Below are 20,461 nucleotides of genomic sequence, written 5' to 3' on the forward strand. Positions count from 1 at the left end.
CCCGGGCCGACTGTGGACACCGGCCGGTGTCCACAACGGGTTCAGTCGAAGGCTTGCAGATCCCGGCCGACGGTGACGCCGACGGCGCCGGGGCCCACGTGGATACCGAGCACCGGGCCCAGCTCCACCACCAGCGACGAGGTGACGGCCGGCAGCCGCTCCAGCACGCTCTGGTGCACCTCGACGGCCAGTTCGGGGGCTTGGCAGTGCTGGATCGCCACGGTCACTTCGTCGTCGCCGACGTGCTCGACGATCTCGTCGACCATCCGTTTGACGGCTTTGGTCATGGTGCGCTGGCGTTCCTTCAGTGCGAGCACGCCGTCGGCCATGTGCAGGATCGGCTTGATCGACAGCGCCGAGCCGAGCAGGTGGCTGGCCGCGCTGATCCGGCCGCTGCTACGCAGATTCTCCAGCGTCTGCACGCACAGCAGGGATTCCGCGGTCGCACCGGCGCGCACGGCGGCCTCGTAGACCTCGTCGCGGTCGGCGCCGCCCTCGGCGGCCTGCGCGGCGGCCAGGGCCGTCAGGCCCACCGAGACGCCGGCGGCCCGCGAGTCCACCACGCGCAGGGCGTCGCCGAGCTCTTCGGCGGCCAGCCGCGCGGCCGCCCACGTGCCCGACAGGCGGCGCGACATGTGCACGGCGACCACGCCGTCGCCGTCGCTGCGGTCGATCGCCTCGCGATAGACCTCGATCAGATCCTGCGGATTGGCGCCGGACGTGGTGGCCCCGGGGGTGGTGATCACGTCACCGGGGATGTCGTCGTGGCTTTCCAGATACTCGGTCCCGTCGGGCATGCTCACGTGCAGCGGGACCTGGGGGATCCCGTAGCGATCCGCCAGTGACGCGGGCAACCGCGACGACGAGTCGGTGACGACGATGACAGACACCCCTACAACTTAGCCGGACTCTCGTCGGCTTCAACCGGCGGTGCGGTTCGCCCGGTTCGCGGGAGTATGACCGTTCACCTCGGCCGGATCGGTTCCGGCCCCCGGCCGTCAGCGATCGCCGGAGGTCAGCGCCGCCCGTACCGCCGGTACGAGGAGGCCGGCGACGGCCTCATGGGTGTGCAGTCCCCAGTGGATCCCGTCGGGGTTCATCGTGTCCGGGCCGTCGGTGAAGTCCGCGGCGGTGATCGGATAGAAGTCGACGATCGGCAGACCGTGCGACCGTGCCCACCGCTCGATGGCCGAACTCGTGGGCACACGACCGGGATGGGCGTGGCCGTAGTACGGGCTGGCGTGGGTCGGCGGCAAAGCCACCACGATCGGCAGGTCCGGGCGCAGGTGCGCGATCGACGCGCGCACCTTCTCGTAGTAGTTCACCGTGAGGCCGGGCGGCAGAGCCATCGGCCAGCCCACCCGCGACAGCCGCGGCTGCAGCCACCCGTAGGCGTCCCGTACCCGCTGCCGCAGCCCGGCCGGGCGCACGTACCGGATCTGCTCGCGCAGCGCGGTCGGCAGCGGCGAGGGCAGCGAGTCCATGCCGCCGTAGGCCAGGACCACCACGTCCGCTTTCGGCAACGCGGCCCAGATCCGCGGGTCCTGCGTGATGGCCCACCAGATGTCCCGGCTGGTCCAGCCGATCCGGGCGAACAGTTCCACCGGGCGCCCCAGCGCCGCCCCGACCCGGTTGGGCCAGATCCGTTCGTCGTCGGCCGCCAGTCCCCCGACGGGGCCGTAGAAGGACAGCGAATCGGCGAGCACCAGGATGGTCCCGGCCGCTGCCGGGTGATCGTCGGTCATGGTCGCTACTGCACCCCGGTCTCGGCCGGCTCGGACGACGCGTTCCACACGTCCAGGCGCCAGGTCGGCTGCTGTCCGGGCAGGCTGTGCCCGGACAGTTGCACCCAGCTGGTGTTGGCCAGCCCGCCCAGGACCGGCCAACTGGTGACGGGCAGGTCCAGCAGGCCCGCGGTCAGGGCGGCGATCACGCCGCCGTGGGCCACCAGGACCACCGGCGTCTCAGCGTCGTCGCCCTGCCCCCAGTCGTCGAGCCGCTCGACCAGTTCGGTCACCACCGGCACCGCGCGGGCGGCCACCTCGACGCGGGACTCCCCGCCCGGCGGCGCCCAGGTGGCGTCGTCGCGCCAGATGCGGCGGGCGCCGGGCATGGCGGAGTCCACCTCGTGATGGGTGAGGCCCTGCCAGTCGCCCAGGTAGGTTTCGCGCAGCCGGTGGTCGGTGGTCACCTCGAGTCCGGTGGCGGCACCGAGGGCCAGCGCGGTGTCGTGGGCGCGCCGCAGATCCGACGAGACGATCAGGCGCGGCGAGCGCGCCGCGAGCGCCTGTGCGGCGCCGGCGGCCTGCGCCACCCCCAGTTCGCTGAGCTCCGTGTCCAGGTGACCCTGCATGCGGCGGGTGGCGTTGTACTCGGTCTGCCCGTGGCGCAGCAGCACCAGGCGCCGCACGATCGGGGTGAGCCGTTCGACGCTGGTGTCGCCCTGATCCGGTTCGAAGGTCATGCCTCGTCCGGGGCCGGGGCGTCTTCCGCTCGTTCCAGGCCCTCGATCTCGATGGTCGGGCAGTCGCCCCACAGGCGCTCGAGGCCGTAGAACTCGCGTTCCTCGTCGTGCTGCACGTGCACCACCACGTCGCCGTAGTCCAGCAGCGCCCAGCGGCCCTCGCGGGTGCCCTCGCGGCGCAGCGGCTGGTGGCCCGCCTCGCGGAGCTCGTCCTCGATCTCCTCGGTGATCGAGTTGACCTGACGCTCGTTGTCGGCCGAGACGATCACGAACAGATCGGTGATCACCAGGGTGTCCGAGACGTCGATGGCGACGATGTTCTCGGCTTTGCGCTCCACCGCGGCGTGGGCGGCGATGGTTGCGATGGCACGCGCTGCGGCGGTGGCGGTCACGTGGATTCCTTTCGGTACAGGCCGTGCTTGCTGATGTACTGGACCACTCCGTCGGGCACCAGGTACCAGACCGGTCGCCCGTGCCCGGCCCGCTCGCGGCAGTCGGTGGACGAGATCGCCAGGGCGGGGATCTCCATCATCTGCAGCGCGTGCGGCGGCTTGGTCGCCAGATGTTCGGCCAGGTGGGTGGCGTCGAGCGCGTAGCCCGGGCGGGAGACGCCGATGAAGTGCGCCAGCTCGAACAACTCTTCCCAATTCTGCCAGGTCAGAATGGATTCGAGGGCATCGGCGCCGGTGATGAAGAACAGTTCGTCGTCCGGGTACTCCCGGCGCAGGTCACGCAGGGTGTCGACGGTGTAGGTGACGCCTTCGCGGTCGATGTCGACGCGGCTGACCGTGAACCCGGGGTTCGAGGCGGTCGCGATCACCGCCATCAGGTAGCGGTGCTCGGCCGGGGTCACCCGGCCCGGATCGGCACCCGCCCGCGGCCCCTCCTTCTGCCAGGGGCGCCCGGTCGGGACGAAGATCACCTCGTCCAGGCCGAACCGGTGGGCCACTTCACTGCCGGCCACCAGGTGGCCGTTGTGAATGGGATCGAAGGTGCCGCCCATGACGCCGATACGGCGTGCGGGTCGCGGCGCTGCTGACATGAGGTGTGAGTTTACGCGTGTCGTCGAGGCGAGCTTGAGGCGTGTCACACGGGGAGCAGGTTCCCGATCACCTGACCGAGCTGCTCGGCGTTGCGGCACTCGTACATCTCGATCACCTCGCCGTACTTTCCGGCGATGGAGTCGCCGGTGTCCCAGTTCTCCCGGCGCTCCGGGTTGAGCCAGTAGGCGTTGCGCACCCGGTCGCACAGCTTCGCCAGCGCGTCGACGCTGGAGAGCGCGTAGTTGTTGCGCGCATCGCCGAGGATGAGCAGCGCGCCCCGGTGGGTCAGCGAGTCCAGGTATTCGGCGGCGAAACCCCGCAGCATGTGGCCGTAGTCCGAGTGGCCGCCGCGCGTGCTGATCCGGGCTTCGCCCAGCATGGCGGCCATCCGCTCGCCGAACTGATCGTCGGCGTTGGAACGGTCGAAGTAGTCGGTCACCTCGTCCACGGTGTCGACGAAGGCGAATACGCGGACATTCGAGAACTGTTGCCGCAGTGCATAAACCAGCTGCAGGGTGAACGAGCTGAACCCGGACACCGATCCGGAGACGTCGCAGATCACCACCAGCTCGGGCTTACCGGGCCGAGGCTTGCGGTGCCGCAGTTCGATGGGCACGCCGCCGGTCGACATCGAGGCGCGCAGGGTGCTGCGGATGTCGACGGCGCCGCGGTGGTTGCGCCGCCGGCGGAACTCGAGTTTGGCGGCCAGCAGGCGGGCGATGGGGTCGATGGTGCGACGCAGCTTGGCCATGTCCTGGGGGTTGGCCGAGAAGAAGTCGATCTGCTCGGGCAGCTTGGGCACCGCGTAGGCACCCACCTCGTCGCGGCCGCGCAGGGCCGACATGCGGCGCTGCACCTCGGTCTCCACCGCGGCGCGCAGCTGCTGGGTGGCGTCGCGGGCCGCCCGGCGGGTCAGCGCATCGGTGCCGGCCCGCTCCCCCTCCTCGCGGGGGATGCCCGCGGCCATCGCCGCGGCGATCTGCGCGATCAGGGTCTGCGGGGAGATCGACGACATCGCCTGGTACACCGAGAACGACTCGCCGCGCGCCGACTCGTACCGGCCCACCTCCTGGACGATCGCGGCCACCAGCTGATCGAAGCGGCCGTCGGCCCGGGCCTCGTCGTCGGCGAGGATGTCGGCGGTCAGCGCGCGCAGCGCCTCGACGTCCACCTCGCCGTCCGAGGTGTGCGGGACGGCCACCGCGCCGGCCCGGGCACTGTGACCGAGCGGGAACCACAGTTCGAAACACCGGTCGAAGGTGTCGCGGTGCAGGTGGTCCGACAGCAGCGTCGCCGCCAGTCCGGCGCGCAGGCTCTCCCGGTCGAGCAGGTCGAGGACCTCCATCGCCTGACCGGCGTCGATCAGGTTCGACGGCCCCACGACGATCCCCCGCGCCCGCAGATCCTCGACGAATCCGGTGAGGGTGTCGACCAGTTCCTGGGCCGGGCGGGTCTCCGGAGACGGCACGTCAGTCCAGTTTCAGCTCACGGACGGCGGTCAGCACGTCCGCGCGATGTTTGAGGACCACGCCGAGGGTCCGCTTCAGCGTGGTGTCGGAGATGCGGCCGTCGTGGTCCTCGACCTCGGCCCCGGCGACCATGGCCAGCAGCGTGTTGCCCCAGTCGATGGTCTCGGCGACCGAAGGCTTCTTTCGGATGTCCAGCCCGCGCAGCACCCCGATGATGCGGACCACCTCGGCCGCCAGGTTCTCCGGCAGGTCGGGCACCCGCGAGGCGAGGATCTCGCGCTCGAGGTCGGGCTCCGGGAAATCGATGTACAGGTACAGGCAGCGGCGCTTGAGGGCCTCGGACAGCTCCCGGTTGGCATTGGAGGTCAGCAGCACGATCGGACGCCGCCCGGCGGTCACCGTGCCCATCTCGGGGATGGTGATGGCGAAGTCGGAGAGGATCTCCAGCAGGAGGCCCTCCATGTCGACGTCGGCCTTGTCGATCTCGTCGATCAGCAGCACGGTGGGCTCGGTCCGCGAGATCGCGGTGAGCAGCGGACGGGCCAGCAGGAACTCTTCGGAGAAGATGTCGTCCTTGGTCTGATCCCAATCCCGCTGCCCGGCGGCCTGGATCGCGAGGATCTGTTTGGCGTGGTTCCACTCGTAGAGGGCCCGCGCCTCGTCGATCCCCTCGTAGCACTGAAGGCGCACCAGGTCCGCGCCGACGGCACCGGCGATGGCCCGGGCCAACTCGGTCTTGCCGACGCCGGCCGGCCCCTCCACCAGCAGCGGCTTGCCGAGCCGGTCGGCCAGGTAGACGGTGGTCGCGGTGGCCTCGTCGGCCAGGTAACCGGTGGTCGCAAGCTTGGCGGCGACGTCGGCGGAACTGGTGAACGCCGGCTGGATGCTCCGGTCGTTCACCGCGACACCGGCGCTGGAGGCGGCGGTCATGCCGGACGCACCTGACCGTCGCCCCACACGATCCACTTGGTGGAGGTGAGCTCGGGCAGGCCCATCGGTCCGCGCGCATGCAGCTTCTGCGTGGAGATGCCGATCTCGGCGCCGAAACCGAACTGCTCGCCGTCGGTGAAGGCGGTGGAGGCGTTGACCATCACGGCGGCCGCATCCACGCGGGCGGTGAAGTCACGGGCGGCGGCGGACTCGCCGGTGATGATGGCCTCGGTGTGCCCGGTGCCGTAGGCGTCGATGTGCTCGATGGCGGCGTCGATGTCGTCGACCACCTTCAGGGCGATGTCCAGCGACAGGTACTCGGCGTGCCAGTCCTCTTCGGTGGCCGGTTCCATGCCGGGCTCCTCGCCGTGGACGGTGACCCCCTGGGATACCAGTGCGGTGACGATGGGTTCGAGCGCGGAGTCGGCGATGCCGCGGTCGATCAGCACCGTCTCCACGGTGTTGCAGACGCTGGGGCGCCGGGTCTTGGCGTTGAGGATGACGCGCGTCGCGGTGTCGACGTCGGCGGCCGAGTGCACGTAGATGTGGCAGTTGCCGCTGCCGGTCTCGATGGTGGGGACCTTGGCGTTCTCCACGACGGCGGAGATCAGGCCGGCACCGCCGCGGGGGATCACCACGTCGACCAGCCCCCGGGCCTGGATCAGCGCGGTGACGCTGGACCGGTCCTCGCTCGGCAGCAGGGCCACCGCATCGGGGTTGACCTTGTGCTCGGTGAGCACCGTCCGCAGCACCTCCACCAGGGCCGCGTTGGAGCTGGCGGCCGAAGACGAGCCGCGCAGCAGCACCGCGTTACCGGACTTGAACGAGATGCCGAAGCCGTCGACGGTGACGTTGGGGCGGGCCTCGTAGACGAAGCCCACCACGCCCAGCGGCACCTGGACCTGACGCAGTTCCAGCCCGTTGGGCAGCGTCTTGCCCTGCACGATCACCCCGATCGGGTCGGGCAGGGCGGCCACCTGACGCAGTCCGCCGGTGATGCCGACGATGCGGTCGGCGGTCAGCCGCAGCCGGTCGACGAGCGAGGCCTCGGTGCCGGCGGCTTCGGCGCGCTCGACGTCCTCGGCGTTGGCGGCCAGGATGTCCTCGGCGGCCGCGTCGATCGCCTCGGCCGCCGCCAGCAGCACCTCGTTCTTGTCCGCGGTGGTCAGCGTGGCCAGCGAACGGGAGGCCTTCTTCGCCGCCCGCGCCTGTTCCAGGACCACCGCTTCGATGGTGTCCCCGGCGGGGGCCTGCATGGTCTCAGCACTCATGACGTCCAGGTTAACCGTTGTGGCCGAGGGCGTCCCGGCGGCCGTCGTGCGCAGGCGGCGACAGCCGGGTCCAGACCGGCTAACACCCGGTACCCGCCGCCGATCGGTGAGACGATGGACGGATGAAGACGGCAGGCAAATGGCTCACCTGGACCGGACTGGCGATCGGGATCGTGACCGTGGTCGTCGGCATCGTGATGGCGATCGTCGGCTTCGGGAAGCTCACGGACGTGGTCAACGACTCCTTCCGGGTCACCGGTCCGACGCAGCACACCGCGCGATCCGGCGACGTGCTGGTGCTGTACGCACCGAGCAGCTCGGTCGCCGGCGACCCGGTCTGCGCGATCACCGGCCCGGCACCGACGCGTCCGGGTCCGATCGAGCGGAACACCGACTTCACCTACGACGACCGCAACATTTCGGCGTTCGCGTCGTACCGGTTCACGCAGGACGGCACGTACACGATCGACTGCGACCGCAGCGGCGTGGTGGCCGGGCCGGAGCTGCCGGTGTCCGGGATCTTCACCGGCGCCGGCGGCGTCCTACTGGCCGTCTTCGGCGGCTTGCTGGGCGCGGTCATGCTGGTCCTCGGGGTGATCCTGTGGATCATCGGCGCCAACCGTGCGAAGACTCCGCCGGCGCCGCCCGCCTGGCAGGGCGGAGCGCCCTACGCGGGCCAGCCCTACCAGCCCGGTGCCCCGCAGCAGTCCTATCGACCCGGCGCCCCGGGGCAGCCGTATCGACCGAGCGTCCCGCAACCGCCCTACCCGCCGGCGACCGGGCAACCGCCGTACCCGCCGGAGACACCAGACACCCCGCCGCAGTCGTCTGCGCCCACCCCGCCCCCGGCTGATCCGTCCCCGACCGATCCACCTGCAGCCGATCCCCCGGCCGCCGAGCCCGGAGACGATCCGCGCTGACGACCGCTCAGCAGCGGCCCAGGGCCGCGGCGAGCACCCGGTGCGATCGCGAATCCACCGGGAGCCGATAGCCCGCCGCGACAGTCACGAAGGCGATGGCGTACTGGCACCGGAACCCCTCCAGTTCAGGCATCCATCGACCCGGTTCCAGATCGGACTTGGCCTGGTTGCTGGGGCCGTCCACGGCCAGCAGGTTCGCCGGGTCGTTGGCGAAGGCCAGGCGCTGGGGCGCCGGCCAGTCCCTGGCCCCCATGTCCCACGCGTAGGCCAGCGGCACCACGTGATCGATCTGGACCGCCGCCGACTCCCGTCCGCGGGTGAAGACGATCTCTCGGCCGGTGTAGGGGCTGCGCAGCCGTCCGGCGGCGACCGCGGTGGCGCAGGTGGCGATGGCCACCGAATCGGTGACGGTCAGATCCCGTCGGAGGATGTCGTTGCGGGTGTCGCAGGCGTTGCCCGAGTCGGCGACGCCGGCGTCGTCGCTCCAGGCGGGCCCGAAGGCCGACCGCTGGTAGGCCTGTTCGTGCGGCGGGCGCTCGGCGACCACCGCCAGGGCCGCCAGGTGCTGACGGGCCGCGGCGACCCGTGACGGATCGACCCGCACCGACGGCCCGCTCGGCAGCCCCAGTCCCCCGGCGACCAGCACCGCCGTCACCGCGAATCCGGTCAGCGCCGTCCAATGCCGGCCGGTCAGCCGGATCCGGCCGTCGTGGCGCCTCCGGTTCGCGGTGGTCAGCCGCCGTTCCAGTGCCCTCCGCAGTTCCAGTGCCCTCCGCAGTTCCATGGTGCCCCCCAGGGTTGGACGCTCGCGCGCCCGGCACCGTTCCACGACGCGCCGGACCCGTGCGCAACCGGTCAGCGCATCCGTTCACGCTCCGGCGGCGGGAACGATGGGCCTGGCGATCGATCGGGCGAGGCGGGACACCAGGCGCTCCACCGGACCGCTGCCAAGCAGCATCGCCCAGACGGTGCAGCCGACCACCACCCCGACGGTGATCGGCCAGAACATGTGCAGCTCGCGGAAACCGTCGAGCCCGTCGACCGGCCAGACCGCGACCCAGACCGCCCAGACCACCAGGTGCGCCGTGTACGCGGTCAGCGGCATGGAACCGACCGCGCGGAGCGGAAGGAGGAGTCCGCGTAGGCGGGTCCTCGTCACCAGAGAGCAGAGTCCGATCACGGCGAGGACGAAGCCGCCCGAACCGACGACCTCCCCGATCCCCGACGAGTGCGGATCGCTGCTGAGCACCGGCAGCGACCAGTGCTCGGCGGCCGCTTCGATCGGCCCGTATCCGACGAGCGCGAGAACCGCTCCGAGTACCACCAGCCGCACGGCCCGGAGACTCCCGTCGGCGAGCCTGCGTCCGACGATCACGCCGACGGCCAGGAACGCCGCCCAGACGACGAACGGATAGTGCCAGCCGATCATCTCGGCGGCCGTGTCCACCGCCTCCGGCCGACCTGCGCCCGGTGGCCAGGCGCGGTTCACCAGCGCGGCGATCGGCGGCCCAGCCGTCGCGCAGACCGCCGCGACCACCCACAGCCCCCGGTCCGAGAGCCGGACGAGGCCGATCGCGATGACGAACAGGACCCCGTACGCGGGGAGGATGACGTGCACGGGAAGGCCGAGCAGAACCAGCGCCATGCCGATCAGCCAGATGATCAGCGCACGGGCGGCCAGGAGCCGGTCGCTCTGCGGCGAATCGGAACGGCGGCTGAGCGTGATCGAGACCCCGGCGACGGTGGCGAAGAGGATCGACGATCTGCCTGCGGCCAGCCCCGACCACGTATCCGGGCGGGACCATTCGAGGACGGGAAGGGCGATCAGGTGGGCGGCGAACATCCCGAGCACCGCGAGACCGCGCGCCAGATCGATCCCGGGGTGACGCCCTGGCGGGTCCAGTCGCGCCAGGTTCGCGCCGAGCCGATGGGCGAGGGGGTCGGTGATCGTCATCTCCCCGCCGATCGTTCCATGCAGTCCGGTGGGCCGGGGGCTCGACGAAGGTGGCCGGCCCTACGACTTCTCCAGATAGCCCAGCTTCGAGGGCAGCAGGATCGCATCCACCAGTCCGGCCAGCGCCGGATGGTCGGCCAGCGGCAGATCCGCCGACACGATCTCGGTGGCCAGCTCGCGCGCGTCCTCGATCACGTCGGCGTCCTTGAGCAGCGACAGGAAGTGCAGTGACGACTTGCCTCCGGACTGCGCCGCCCCGAGCACGTCGCCCTCGCGGCGGGCCTCCAGGTCGATGCGGGCCAGTTCGAAACCGTCGCTGGAGGCCGCCACCGCATCCAGCCGCGACCGCGCGGAGGTGCCCGGCTTGGCCGTCGTCATCAGCAGGCACAGTCCGGCGTGCCGGCCTCGTCCGACACGGCCGCGCAACTGGTGCAGTTGGCTCACGCCGAACCGTTCGGCGTTGACGATCACCATCATGGTCGCGTTGGGTACGTCCACACCCACCTCGATGACGGTGGTGGAGACCAGGACGTCCAGCTCCCCGCGGGTGAACCGGTCCATCACCTCGTTCTTCTCGTCGCCCGGGAGGCGGCCGTGGAGATAGTCGATCGAACGGTTCACCAGCGGCCCGGACTCGGTGAGTTCCTGCCACTGGTCGAGCACCGAGATCTCCTGCGCGTCGGCGTTCGACTTCTCGTCACCGATGCGCGTGCACACCACGTACACCTGGCGGCCCGCAGCCACCTCCTCGGCGGCCCGGTCCCACACCCGGTTCACCCACTTCGGGTTGTCCATGGGCACCACATTGCTCGTGATCGGCTGGCGGCCCCGCGGAAGCTCGGACAGCGTGGAGGTCTCCAGGTCGCCGAAAGTGATCATCGCGACGGTCCGCGGAATCGGAGTGGCGGTCATCACCAGGAAGTGCGGCCGGTTCACTCTGCCCTTGGCGCGCAACACATCCCGCTGCTCCACGCCGAAACGGTGCTGCTCGTCGACCACCACCATGCCGAGGTCGAAGAACTCGACGTTGTCCTCCAGCAGCGCGTGCGTTCCGATGACGATCCCGGCCTGCCCGGTCACGATGTCGAGCAGCGTCTGCCTGCGTTCCGCGGTCTTCTGCGAGCCGGTCAGCAACGCGACGTGCGTCGCCGAGTCGGCGGCCCCGAGCTGACCCCCGCGCGCCAGATCGCCGAGCATGGTCATGACGGTCCGATAATGCTGTGCGGCAAGCACTTCCGTCGGCGCCAGAATGGCGCACTGGTGCCCGTTGTCCACCACGCGCAGCATGGCGAGCAGCGACACCAGGGTCTTACCGGAACCGACCTCGCCCTGCAGCAGCCGGTTCATGGGGTGCGGCTGCCCGATGTCGTGGGCGATCTCGGCGACCACGTCGTTCTGGCCGGCCGTCAGGTCGAACGGCAGCAAGGCGAGGAGCTGGTCCTCCAGCCCGCCCCGAACGTGCGGACAGGAGTGCGCCGACTCGGTGCCCGCGGCGATCCTGTTCTGCGCCAGGGCCGTCTGCACGGCGAGCGCCTCATCGAACTTGAGACGCTCGGTGGCCTCCTGGATGTCGGATTGCGTGTCGGGCAGGTGGATCTTCCGGACGGCCTCGTCGCTCGTCAGCAGCCCGCGCTCGGAGCGCTGCGCGTCGGTGAGGGCGTCGGCGATCGGCCCGAGATCGGCGAGCACGCTGCGGATCGCTCGCCAGATCTCCCACGTCTGCACGTCTTTGGTGGCCGGATACATCGGAACGATGTCGCGCGAGAAGTGGTCCATGTCCTCGGCCGAAGCGATGTGGTCGGGATCCTGCTCGGCCTGATCGGCGTACATCTCGGTGAGCATCGACGTGCCCTGCACCCGATCGTCGACCGCGTCGGGCAGCACCAGCCATTCCGGGTGGGAGAGCTGGATCTGACCGCGGAAGTACTTGACCGTCCCGGCCAGCGCCAGCCGGGTGCCCGGAACCAGCCGCTTCTTCATCCACCGGGCGTTGAAGAAGCTGACTTCGTAGGTACGGCGACCGTCGTTCACCACCACTTTGAGGAAGCTGCCCGGCTTGCGCTTCATCGGGATGTTCTCGCACCGGGTCACGTGCCCGACCACGTTGATCCAGGTCCCCGGCTCGGGCAGTTCGTCGTCGGCGCTGTCCCCACGCGCCAGGTAGCGGCGCGGTACGTACCGCAGGAGTTCGCCCACGGTCACCAGTTCCAGGTCTGCCAGCTTGGCGACCAGACGCGGATCCAGCGACGTCGCGGTCAGTTCGCTCGTCGTGGAGAGGGTCGCGGCGTGGTCTCCCATGGCGCTATTCGACACCGATCTGCAGCAACTGAGTCGACTGGCCACCGTCGTAGATCGCGAGCTCGATCCCCGCGTACTCCCGGCGCACGTGCTCCTCGATCCGTTCGTACGCCACAGGATCCAGGTCGGTGCCGGCCAGGATGGTGATCATCTCACCGCCGGTGGCCAGCATGAGATCGATCAGGGCGGTCGCCGCCTCGGGCTGCTCCGGGGCGATCACCAGCACGTCCGAACCGATCAGGCCCAGGGTGTCGCCGATCTCGCAGGTGCCCGCCAGCGTCATCATCTTGCCGGTGGACCGGCGCAGCGAGCCCCAGCGGGTGGCGGCAGCGGCTTCGGCCATCGCGAAGGCGTCCACGTCCGGGGCCTCCCCCGGGTCGTGCACGGCGAGCGCCGACAAGCACTGCACCATCGACAGCGTCGGGATGAACACCAGCGACCGGGTGGCCGACCGCGCCTCGGCACCCACCGACACCAGATCTGCCGACGCGATCATCCCGTTGCCCATCACGACGGTGTGCGCGCTGTCGGCGGTGCGGATCGCCTCGGCCACGGTGGCCGGGTGCACGCCGTGATCGGTGCGCACCACGGCCGCACCGGCTTCTCCGAACAGTGCGGCGGCGCCGTCGCCCTGCGCCAGCACCAGCACCGCCCGCTTGTGCCGCGGCGGCGGCTCGTTGGCGCCGGGGGTGTTGCGCGCCTCGTCGAGCAGGAAGCAGCTGATGCGGATGTCGCGCACCTCGCCGAGTCGCAGCCCGGCTTCCACCGCGGCCCCCGGCTCGTCGGTGTGGACGTGCACCGAGAACTGCTCGGCAGCGGTCGAACTGTCGCCGACGATCACCACCGAGTCGCCGAGTTCACCGAGCTCGTCGCGCAGCGAGCCGATCTTGGTGCCGTCCTCGGCGGTCAGCAGATACATCACCTCGAAGTCCGTGTCACCGGAACCGGAGCAGCCGTCGTCGCCGTGACCGGTGTCGGCCATGGACCCGCGGTATGAACGGCGGCGATTCGCCACTCCCGTCACCACCAGCACCAGCGCGTCGAGCATCACCAGGAAACCGCGCGCGCCGGCGTCGACCACACCCGCGTTCGACAGTTCGATCATCTGCTCGGTGGTCTCTTCCAGAGCCACGGCGCATTCGTCGGCGACGGCGCGGACCAGGTCGGCCGGCGAACCGTGCACCTCCCGCGCGGCGACATCGGCCGCCACGCGCAGCAGCGTCAGAACGGTGCCCTCACGTGGAATGCTGACCGCCCGCCGCGCCGACAGTGCGGCCAGCCGCAGACCGTTCGTCACCAGCCGGTTGAAGCTGGGATCGTTCTCGGCGTCGGCCAGATCTGCGGCATCGGCGAGTCCCATCAGGATCTGCGACAAGATGATGCCGGAATTGCCGCGGGCATTGGCGACTGCGCCGTCGGCGAGGGTGCGGGTGACCAGAGCCAGATCGGTCCTGCCGACGTCGCCGAGCGAATCGAGCGCGGCCGCGGCGCCGGCCATGGTGAAGGCCATGTTGCTGCCGGTGTCGGCGTCGGGGATCGGGAAGACGTTGAGGTCGTTGATCTCGCCGCGCTGCGCCTCCAGTCCGGTCGCACAGCTGTGCGCCCAGTCCCGGATCAGCTCGGGGCTGATCGGAACGCTCTCACCAGTCCGTCCCACTCGCTGGTGCCCCTTTCCTCGCCGCTCGTCGCCGCACCACACCGCGCGCGGAGTAGCTGTGTGAAAGATTACGCGGCACCTCCGACTGTGCCCGCGGAAGCCCCGGACCGTCCGGTGCTGATTTGGCAGCCCGGCCCCCGGCCGGTTATTCTTGTCGGGTTGCCTGTCACGCCAGACGCATCCCTGCGCGGCTCGACAGGTGAGTACCACTGAAACAATCTTCAACCAAGGGAGTTCGACATGGCTGCCGTTTGTGACATCTGCGGCAAGGGCCCCGGCTTCGGCAAGTCGGTCTCGCACTCGCACCGCCGCACCAACCGTCGCTGGAACCCGAACATCCAGTCGGTGCGCGTCGAGGTGGCCCCGGGCAACCGCAAGCGCAAGAACGTGTGCACCTCGTGCCTGAAGGCCGGCAAGACCGCTTCGGTCTGAGCCGACCTCAGCACACGCTGAACTGAACGAACCGCCGTCCGGCCCCGCGCCGGGCGGCGTTTCGCTGTCTCGACGACCAGTGGCCGCTGCGACCCGGCCGGCCGCCGGACAGAGTGTCGAACTCGCACCGGTATGCGACGACACTTCGACACTCTGCGCGCCGCCCTCCCCGGTCCCGTGCCCGACAGACCCGCGCAAACCCGATCACGACGACTCCGCGCGCCGCTCGGCGAGCGCATCGATCACCTCGCGCATGCACCCACCCGGATCGTCGGTCAGCTGATGCCACGTGTACCCCAGCGGAATCCAGTGCGCCTTGGCCAGCGCGTTCCGTTTGCGATGGTCCCGCTCGAACTGGTCCGGCCGATGATGAAACGCCCACCCGTCGATCTCCACCGCCACCTTCTCCTCGGGCCAGGCCACGTCGAGGCGCCACGGACCGAACTTGCGCTGCAGTTCCCAGCCACCGATCCGCTCGGCGACCAGCAGGTCGACGAAGAGCCGCTCGGCCGCCGACTCCGTGTCGGCGCCGGCGACCGCCACCAGCCTGCGGGCCCGGCCGAAGCCGGCGATCCCGGCGTTGCGCTCGAGACTCGCCTCCAGGTCGGCCACCGTCACCGGCTGCGACTGCAGCGCCCGATCCATCAGCCGGGACCCGTCGTCGAGGGCCGCGGCGGCGGTGAGCACGGTCATCGGCAGACCGGTCACCGCCAGTCCGCGCACCGATGTCACGTCGTCGGCGTGGTAGCGGCGGCGCAGCGCCTTCACCGTGCCGCCCGTCCACCGCAGCGCGGTCGGCTTCGACCGGACCGCGATGGTCAGCTGGTCGGGCAACTCCGCCAGCAGCCCATGCCACCACGCCGCCGTCGTACGGTCGGCGACGCCGCGATGCGCCGCCACCGCGGCGCGGACCATCGCCGACTCCGTGTACGGGTGCGAGGCCGACCGATAGACGCCCCGGGTGACCGGTTTCCAGGCCCCCGAGGCCAGCCGGCGCTGGATCTGGCCGCGGCTGAGGCCGCACCCGACTGCCCGCTCGACCGTGATGATTCCCTCGTGCTCGGCCAGCTCCGCGGCGACCGCCCCGACATCCCCCACGTCCGCTTAGACGCGCGGGCAGGCCGTCCGGTTCCCTCGCCGCGCCGATGCGGCGAGGCGGATCCGGGGTGGCGAAAGTCATCGGCGATCACCGCCTATGGCGCCGCGCACTCGACATAAGCTGACATACATGAGCGATGATCTGACCACCCTGCACGACGACGGCGTCCTCGAGATCCCCGTCTCCCTCGAGACCGGCGGCAACGCCCTCGACCGCGGCGCGATCCTGGCCGGCACCGACGCGCTGCACCGCGTGATGCGCGGCAACCTGAAGGCCCGCGCCGTCCTGCTGACCGGAAAGGGCAAGAACTTCTGCGCGGGCGGCAACGTCTCCGACTTCGCCTCGGCCGACGACCGCCGCGAGTTCCTCCGCGGCCTGGCCCACGACCTCAACACCTTTCTGTCCGCCCTGTACGCCACCCAGCTGCCGACCGTCGCGGCCGTGAACGGCTGGGCCGCCGGCGCCGGCATGTCGATCGCCCTGCACGCGGACTTCGCGGTCGGCGGGCAGACCACTCGCCTGCGCCCGGCGTACCCGGGCATCGGACTGTCCCCGGACGGCGGCATGTCGTGGCTGCTGCCCCGCATCGTGGGGCTGGGCCGGGCCCGCACCATCCTGATGCGCGACGAGGCGCTCGACGCCGAGACCGCTCTCGACCTCGGCCTGCTCAGCGAGATCGCCGAGGACGACAGCCTGGTCAGCAGCCGCGCCCGCGAGTTGGCCGCCGAATTGTCCAACGGCCCGACCGGCGCCTACGCCGCCATCCGCCACCTGCTGATGACCTCTTCGTCGAACACGCTGGCCGAGCAGCTGACCGCCGAGGCGGAGTCCATCGCCGACCTGGCGGTCACCGGCGAGGGCGTGGAAGGCGTGGACGCCTTCCTGGCCAAGCGGATTCCCGACTTCCCGAGCGCCCGCTCCTGACCGCGCAGCCGGTGGGCGTTACGGCAGACGCCAGTCCACCGGCTCGCCGCCCAGGTCGGCGAGCTCGCTGTTGGCGCGGCTGAACGGGCGCGATCCGAAGAACCCGCGCGAAGCCGACAGCGGCGACGGATGCGCCGAGCTGATCACCGGCACGTCCGGCAGCCACGGCAGGGCCTCGCGGGCGTGGTTGCCCCAGAGGACGGCCACGAGGGGCTCGTCCCGCGCGGCGAGCGCCTTGATGGCGCATTCGGTGACCGCTTCCCAGCCTTTGCGGCGGTGCGAGGCCGGTTCGCCCGGCTGCACGGTCAGCACGCGATTGAGCAGCAGCACCCCGTTGGCGGCCCACGGCGTCAGGTCGCCGGTGGCCGGGCGCGGGTAGCCGAGGTCGTCGCAGTACTCCTTGTAGATGTTGATCAGCGACTTCGGGATCGGCGAAACCTCCGGCGCCACAGAGAAACTCAGGCCCACTGCGTGGCCGGGCGTGGGATACGGATCCTGTCCGACGATCAGCACCCGGACGTCGTCGAACGGTTGGGCGAAGGCGCGCAGGACGTTCGACCCGGCGGGGAGGTAGCCGCGGCCGGCGGCGTTCTCGGCGCGCAAGAAGTCCCCCATCGCGGCAATCTGCTCCTCGACCGGCGCCAGCGCCCGCGCCCACCCCGGATCGACGAGTTCGGCCAGCGGTGCGGCCATCAGTCGAGCCGCCGCAGATCGCGAGCGTAGTACTGCGCGTTCTGGAAGTAGAGCTCGACGTTGGCCGTCAGGTGTCCCTCGGGGATCTCGGTGCCCTCGCGGACCTTGGCCGGCACCCCGACGGCCATCGATCGGGCCGGGACGTTGCTCTTGTAGGGCACCACGGCGCCGGCACCCACCACTGACCCCGATCCGATCGTCGACCCGTTGAGCACCACCGAACCGGAGGCGATGAGGCAGTCGTCGCCGATGGTCGCCCCCTCGATGTGCGCGTTGTGCCCCACCACGCAGCCCGCGCCGAGCACGGTCGGCTCGGTGAAGGTGCAGTGGATCACGGTGCCGTCCTGGATGTTGGTGCGGGCGCCGATCGTGATGGTGCCGTAGTCGCCGCGCAGCACCGCTCCGGGCCACACCGAGACCCCGTCACCGAGACGGACGTCGCCGATCACCGTCGCATCCGGATGCACGTAGACGTCTTTGCCGAGTACCGGTTCCCGCTCACCGAGCGCGTAAACAGCCATGGCCCGATCTAACCATCGCGACCCGAGCGGTCGCCGGTCAGTTCCCGCCGAAGTCCAGCGGCGCCGGCGGCAGCTCGGCCACCAGCGCGGAGATGTCGGTCAACGGAGCGTTGCCGGCGCCCGCCGGCACCCACACGGCCACGTACGGACGCCGGTCGACCAGCACGTAGGCCTGACCGCGTGCCTCCTCGGTGTCGGTGATGAACCACTGCGTCGGATGGATCACCTGCAGGGCGCTGGTGGGGGCCAGATCCTCGGGACGGGCGACGCCGCAGCGGAACACCAGCGGCTCGGTCGACCCCTCCGTGGTCCAGCGGACGGTGTTCCCGTCGACCGTCTTGTCTGCGTAGTCGCCGAAGGTCTCGGGCAGTTCGCCGATCAGCTGTGGGCAGCGGTCGGTGTCCTCGTCGGAGGCTGCGTAGGAGTCCACCGGCGTCGCCGACACCTCGTTGGACTTGATGACGGCGAAGACGATGAACGCGATGATCACCATCACCGGGATCGCCACCAGGGTGGCGATCAGCGCGGGACTGAGCCGGTAGGCGGGCTCGGCGGCGTCCGGCTCGCCGGCGGCCTGCGGCTGGTCACCGGCGCGCTCGCCGCTCTCGGGGTCGGAGTCCTTCGTGCTCATGGGACGACCCTAGCGAGGGCCTGTCCGGCGCGTAGTGTCGGCGCTGTGGAGAAGGATCCTGAGCCCCGCCGACGGACTGTCGGCGAAGTCGGTGAGCGGGCGCTGATCGGACTGTTCACGGCGGCCGCGGGCCGATTCGACGACGACGTGGTGATCGGCTCCGGCGACGATGCCGCCGTCCTGCGCGGCGACGGCGACGTGGTGGTCAGCACGGACACGGCCGTCGCGGGGCGGCACTTCCGCTTCGACTGGTCGTCCCCCGAGCAGATCGGGGCGCGCGCGGTGGTGCAGAGCGCCGCGGACATCGCGGCGATGGGCGGCTCGCTGAGCGGGCTCGTCGTGTCGATCGGCTGCCCGCCGGAGACCCCGGTCGATCGGTTGCTCGCGCTGAACGAGGGGCTGGTGGCTCAGACCCACCGCCTCGGCGGCCGGGTGCTCGGCGGCGACCTGGTGTCGTCGCCGTCGGTGATCCTCACCGTCACCTCGCTCGGTTACCTGGCCGGGCTGGCACCGGTGACGCTGGCCGGCGCACAGCCGGGTGACGTCCTCGCGGTGAGCGGCCCGCTCGGCGGCGCGGCGGCCGGCCTCGCGGTCCTGTCGGCCATCGAGAACGGCGCCGATCCCACTCTGGCGCAACGCTTCTCCGGCCTGGTGGAACGGTATCGCCTCCCCCAGCCCGATCTCACGCAGGGACCGCTGGCCGCGCGGGCGGATGCTCACGCGATGACCGACGTCTCCGACGGTCTGGTGGAGGAGATCATCACGATGGCCGGTGCGTCCGAGCTGGGCGTGGACGTGACATCGGCCGCCGTACCGCGCCCGGACGGGCTCGACGCGCTCGCCGCCGAACTCGGCGTCGACCCGGTGCGGTGGGCGCTGACCGGCGGCGAGGATCACGAACTGCTGGCCGTCTTCGCCCCGGGCGGGGTGCCGGACGGCTGGACCGTCGTCGGAGCGGTGACGCCGGGCCCGGGTGGTCCGACCGTCGACTCCGAGCCGGTGACCGATCTGCGCGGCTGGCAGTCGTTCAGCGAGGCCTGACCGCAGCTGCCGGGGTCAGCGGGCGGCGCCGTAGACCTCGGGCTTGGTGGTGCGGCCCAGGAGCATGCCGACCATGTCCTGCACGGGCAGACCCTCATGGCACACCTGGTACACGGCTTCGGTGAGCGGCATCTCGACCTCGTGCTGCTGGGCGAGGGCCCGCACCGATCGGCACGACTTCACGCCCTCGGCCACCTGGCCGTTGGTCGCCGCCTGCGCCTCTTCCAGCGATGCCCCCTCCCCCATGCGCGCGCCGAAGGTCCGGTTGCGCGAGAGCGGCGACGAGCAGGTGGCCACCAGGTCCCCGACGCCGGCGAGGCCGGCGAGGGTGGTGATGTCTGCGCCGAGGGCCACGCCCAGCCGGATGGTCTCGGCCAGGCCGCGGGTGATCAGGGTCGCGAGGGTGTTCTCCCCGAAGCCCATGCCCGAGGCCATGCCGCAGGCCAGCGCGATGACGTTCTTGGCCGCGCCGCCGATCTCGGTGCCGACCACGTCGGTATTGGTGTAGGGGCGGAAGTACGGGGCGGCGAACGCCTCCTGCACGCGCTGAGCGACGGCCTCGTCGGTGCAGGCGATCACCGTCGCCGCCGGCTGCTCCATCGCGATCTCGCGGGCCAGGTTCGGGCCGGAGAGCACCGCGACCTGGCTGTCCCCGAAACCGGTCACCTCCTTGATCACCTGGCTCATCCGCTCACCGCTGCTGATCTCCACGCCTTTGGCCAGCGACAGCAGCACCGCATCGGCGGGCAGGTGGTCGCGCCAGCCGTCCAGATTCGCGCGCAGCGACTGCGAGGGCACCGCGCAGACCACCAGTTCCTTGCCGTCGAGGGCCTCGGCGACCGACGAGACCGCCGTCAGCCCTGCCGGGAGCGTGATCCCGGGCAGGTAGTCCTGGTTCTCGTGGAGCGTGTTGATCTGTTCTGCGAGTTCGGGGCGGCGCGCCCACATCGTCACCTCGTTGCCGGCGTCGACGAGGATCTTCGCGACCGCCGTGCCCCATGACCCCGATCCCATCACTACTGCTCGCACCAGAGAACTCCTCGTCCCGACCGCCGTTGGATGGCCTCAGCCTAGTGCGCCCGGCGGCCCGGAGCAGTCGAATGGTCTGCCGGAT

Annotated in this window: 21 protein-coding genes; 4 read left to right on the plus strand and 17 right to left on the minus strand. The window is 70.7% G+C overall.

What is annotated here, in order from left to right; translation table 11 throughout:
• Positions 1–41 precede the first annotated feature (41 nt).
• From ABD732_RS07495 to ABD732_RS07530, 8 genes are all read right to left on the minus strand, one after another.
• On the minus strand, positions 42–890 hold the full coding sequence (locus tag ABD732_RS07495) for a DegV family protein (protein ID WP_344782204.1): 849 nt from the start codon (positions 888–890) through the stop codon (positions 42–44).
• Positions 891–998: 108 nt separating this feature from the next.
• Positions 999–1,745, minus strand: coding sequence for a diglucosylglycerate octanoyltransferase (octT, locus tag ABD732_RS07500; protein WP_344782206.1), 747 nt, complete (start codon positions 1,743–1,745; stop codon positions 999–1,001).
• A 5-nt stretch (positions 1,746–1,750) separates the two neighbouring features.
• A complete protein-coding gene (locus ABD732_RS07505) occupies positions 1,751–2,464 on the minus strand; it encodes a histidine phosphatase family protein (RefSeq protein WP_344782208.1) in 714 nt (237 codons plus the stop codon).
• Positions 2,461–2,856 (minus strand): ribosome silencing factor, encoded by a 396-nt coding sequence (gene rsfS / locus ABD732_RS07510; RefSeq protein WP_344782210.1) that lies wholly within the window; start codon positions 2,854–2,856, stop codon positions 2,461–2,463. The genes ABD732_RS07505 and rsfS overlap by 4 nt, the downstream gene beginning before the upstream one ends.
• On the minus strand, positions 2,853–3,506 hold the full coding sequence (gene nadD, locus ABD732_RS07515) for a nicotinate-nucleotide adenylyltransferase (protein WP_344782212.1): 654 nt from the start codon (positions 3,504–3,506) through the stop codon (positions 2,853–2,855). The genes rsfS and nadD overlap by 4 nt, the downstream gene beginning before the upstream one ends.
• Before the next feature lie 44 nt (positions 3,507–3,550).
• Complete coding sequence (locus ABD732_RS07520) at positions 3,551–4,975, minus strand: VWA domain-containing protein (protein WP_344782214.1); 1,425 nt, start codon at positions 4,973–4,975, stop codon at positions 3,551–3,553.
• A gap of 1 nt (position 4,976) precedes the next feature.
• On the minus strand, positions 4,977–5,906 hold the full coding sequence (locus ABD732_RS07525; protein ID WP_344782216.1) for an AAA family ATPase: 930 nt from the start codon (positions 5,904–5,906) through the stop codon (positions 4,977–4,979).
• A complete protein-coding gene (locus ABD732_RS07530; protein ID WP_344782218.1) occupies positions 5,903–7,177 on the minus strand; it encodes a glutamate-5-semialdehyde dehydrogenase in 1,275 nt (424 codons plus the stop codon). The genes ABD732_RS07525 and ABD732_RS07530 overlap by 4 nt, the downstream gene beginning before the upstream one ends.
• Positions 7,178–7,299: 122 nt before the next feature.
• Between ABD732_RS07530 and ABD732_RS07535 the strand changes: the two genes are divergently transcribed.
• Positions 7,300–8,097: a hypothetical protein gene (locus tag ABD732_RS07535; RefSeq protein ID WP_344782220.1), complete on the plus strand. Its 798-nt coding sequence runs from the start codon at positions 7,300–7,302 to the stop codon at positions 8,095–8,097.
• A 7-nt stretch (positions 8,098–8,104) separates the two neighbouring features.
• Here ABD732_RS07535 and ABD732_RS07540 read toward each other — a convergent pair whose 3' ends face one another.
• The 4 genes from ABD732_RS07540 to ABD732_RS07555 all read right to left on the minus strand — a co-directional run bounded on the left by ABD732_RS07540 (position 8,105) and on the right by ABD732_RS07555 (position 14,006).
• Positions 8,105–8,881, minus strand: coding sequence for an HNH endonuclease family protein (locus ABD732_RS07540; protein WP_425553006.1), 777 nt, complete (start codon positions 8,879–8,881; stop codon positions 8,105–8,107).
• 84 nt (positions 8,882–8,965) lie between these two features.
• The gene (locus ABD732_RS07545; protein ID WP_344782222.1) at positions 8,966–10,051 is read right to left on the minus strand and encodes a heparan-alpha-glucosaminide N-acetyltransferase domain-containing protein; all 1,086 of its coding nucleotides are present in this window, start codon (positions 10,049–10,051) and stop codon (positions 8,966–8,968) included.
• A gap of 60 nt (positions 10,052–10,111) precedes the next feature.
• Positions 10,112–12,349, minus strand: coding sequence for an ATP-dependent DNA helicase RecG (locus tag ABD732_RS07550; RefSeq protein WP_344782224.1), 2,238 nt, complete (start codon positions 12,347–12,349; stop codon positions 10,112–10,114).
• Between the two features lie 4 nt (positions 12,350–12,353).
• Positions 12,354–14,006: a DAK2 domain-containing protein gene (locus ABD732_RS07555; protein WP_344782226.1), complete on the minus strand. Its 1,653-nt coding sequence runs from the start codon at positions 14,004–14,006 to the stop codon at positions 12,354–12,356.
• A 240-nt stretch (positions 14,007–14,246) separates the two neighbouring features.
• Between ABD732_RS07555 and rpmB the strand changes: the two genes are divergently transcribed.
• On the plus strand, positions 14,247–14,438 hold the full coding sequence (gene rpmB / locus ABD732_RS07560) for a 50S ribosomal protein L28 (RefSeq protein ID WP_006336855.1): 192 nt from the start codon (positions 14,247–14,249) through the stop codon (positions 14,436–14,438).
• Positions 14,439–14,642: 204 nt separating this feature from the next.
• Here rpmB and ABD732_RS07565 read toward each other — a convergent pair whose 3' ends face one another.
• A complete protein-coding gene (locus ABD732_RS07565) occupies positions 14,643–15,536 on the minus strand; it encodes a type IV toxin-antitoxin system AbiEi family antitoxin domain-containing protein (protein ID WP_344782231.1) in 894 nt (297 codons plus the stop codon).
• 130 nt (positions 15,537–15,666) lie between these two features.
• Here ABD732_RS07565 and ABD732_RS07570 point away from each other — a divergent pair, with 130 nt between their 5' ends.
• Positions 15,667–16,461, plus strand: a complete 795-nt coding sequence (locus ABD732_RS07570; protein WP_344782233.1) for an enoyl-CoA hydratase/isomerase family protein — start codon at positions 15,667–15,669, stop codon at positions 16,459–16,461.
• Positions 16,462–16,479: 18 nt separating this feature from the next.
• Here the strand turns inward: ABD732_RS07570 and ABD732_RS07575 are convergent, their stop codons facing one another.
• Genes ABD732_RS07575 through ABD732_RS07585 form a run of 3 tightly spaced genes read right to left on the minus strand, consistent with a single transcriptional unit; the run spans position 16,480 to position 18,306 of the window.
• Positions 16,480–17,154, minus strand: a complete 675-nt coding sequence (locus tag ABD732_RS07575; RefSeq protein ID WP_344782235.1) for a uracil-DNA glycosylase — start codon at positions 17,152–17,154, stop codon at positions 16,480–16,482.
• Positions 17,154–17,675, minus strand: coding sequence for a gamma carbonic anhydrase family protein (locus ABD732_RS07580; RefSeq protein WP_344782237.1), 522 nt, complete (start codon positions 17,673–17,675; stop codon positions 17,154–17,156). The genes ABD732_RS07575 and ABD732_RS07580 overlap by 1 nt, the downstream gene beginning before the upstream one ends.
• A gap of 37 nt (positions 17,676–17,712) precedes the next feature.
• A complete protein-coding gene (locus ABD732_RS07585) occupies positions 17,713–18,306 on the minus strand; it encodes a DUF3515 domain-containing protein (RefSeq protein WP_344782239.1) in 594 nt (197 codons plus the stop codon).
• A 45-nt stretch (positions 18,307–18,351) separates the two neighbouring features.
• Between ABD732_RS07585 and ABD732_RS07590 the strand changes: the two genes are divergently transcribed.
• Positions 18,352–19,347, plus strand: a complete 996-nt coding sequence (locus tag ABD732_RS07590; protein ID WP_344782241.1) for a thiamine-phosphate kinase — start codon at positions 18,352–18,354, stop codon at positions 19,345–19,347.
• Between the two features lie 15 nt (positions 19,348–19,362).
• On the opposite strand, the gene ABD732_RS07595 is transcribed toward ABD732_RS07590, so the two are convergent.
• The gene (locus ABD732_RS07595; RefSeq protein ID WP_344782243.1) at positions 19,363–20,376 is read right to left on the minus strand and encodes an NAD(P)H-dependent glycerol-3-phosphate dehydrogenase; all 1,014 of its coding nucleotides are present in this window, start codon (positions 20,374–20,376) and stop codon (positions 19,363–19,365) included.
• Between the last annotated feature and the right edge of the window lie 85 nt (positions 20,377–20,461).

The sequence above is a fragment of the Gordonia caeni genome, from assembly GCF_039537105.1.
Taxonomy (GTDB): domain Bacteria; phylum Actinomycetota; class Actinomycetes; order Mycobacteriales; family Mycobacteriaceae; genus Gordonia; species Gordonia caeni.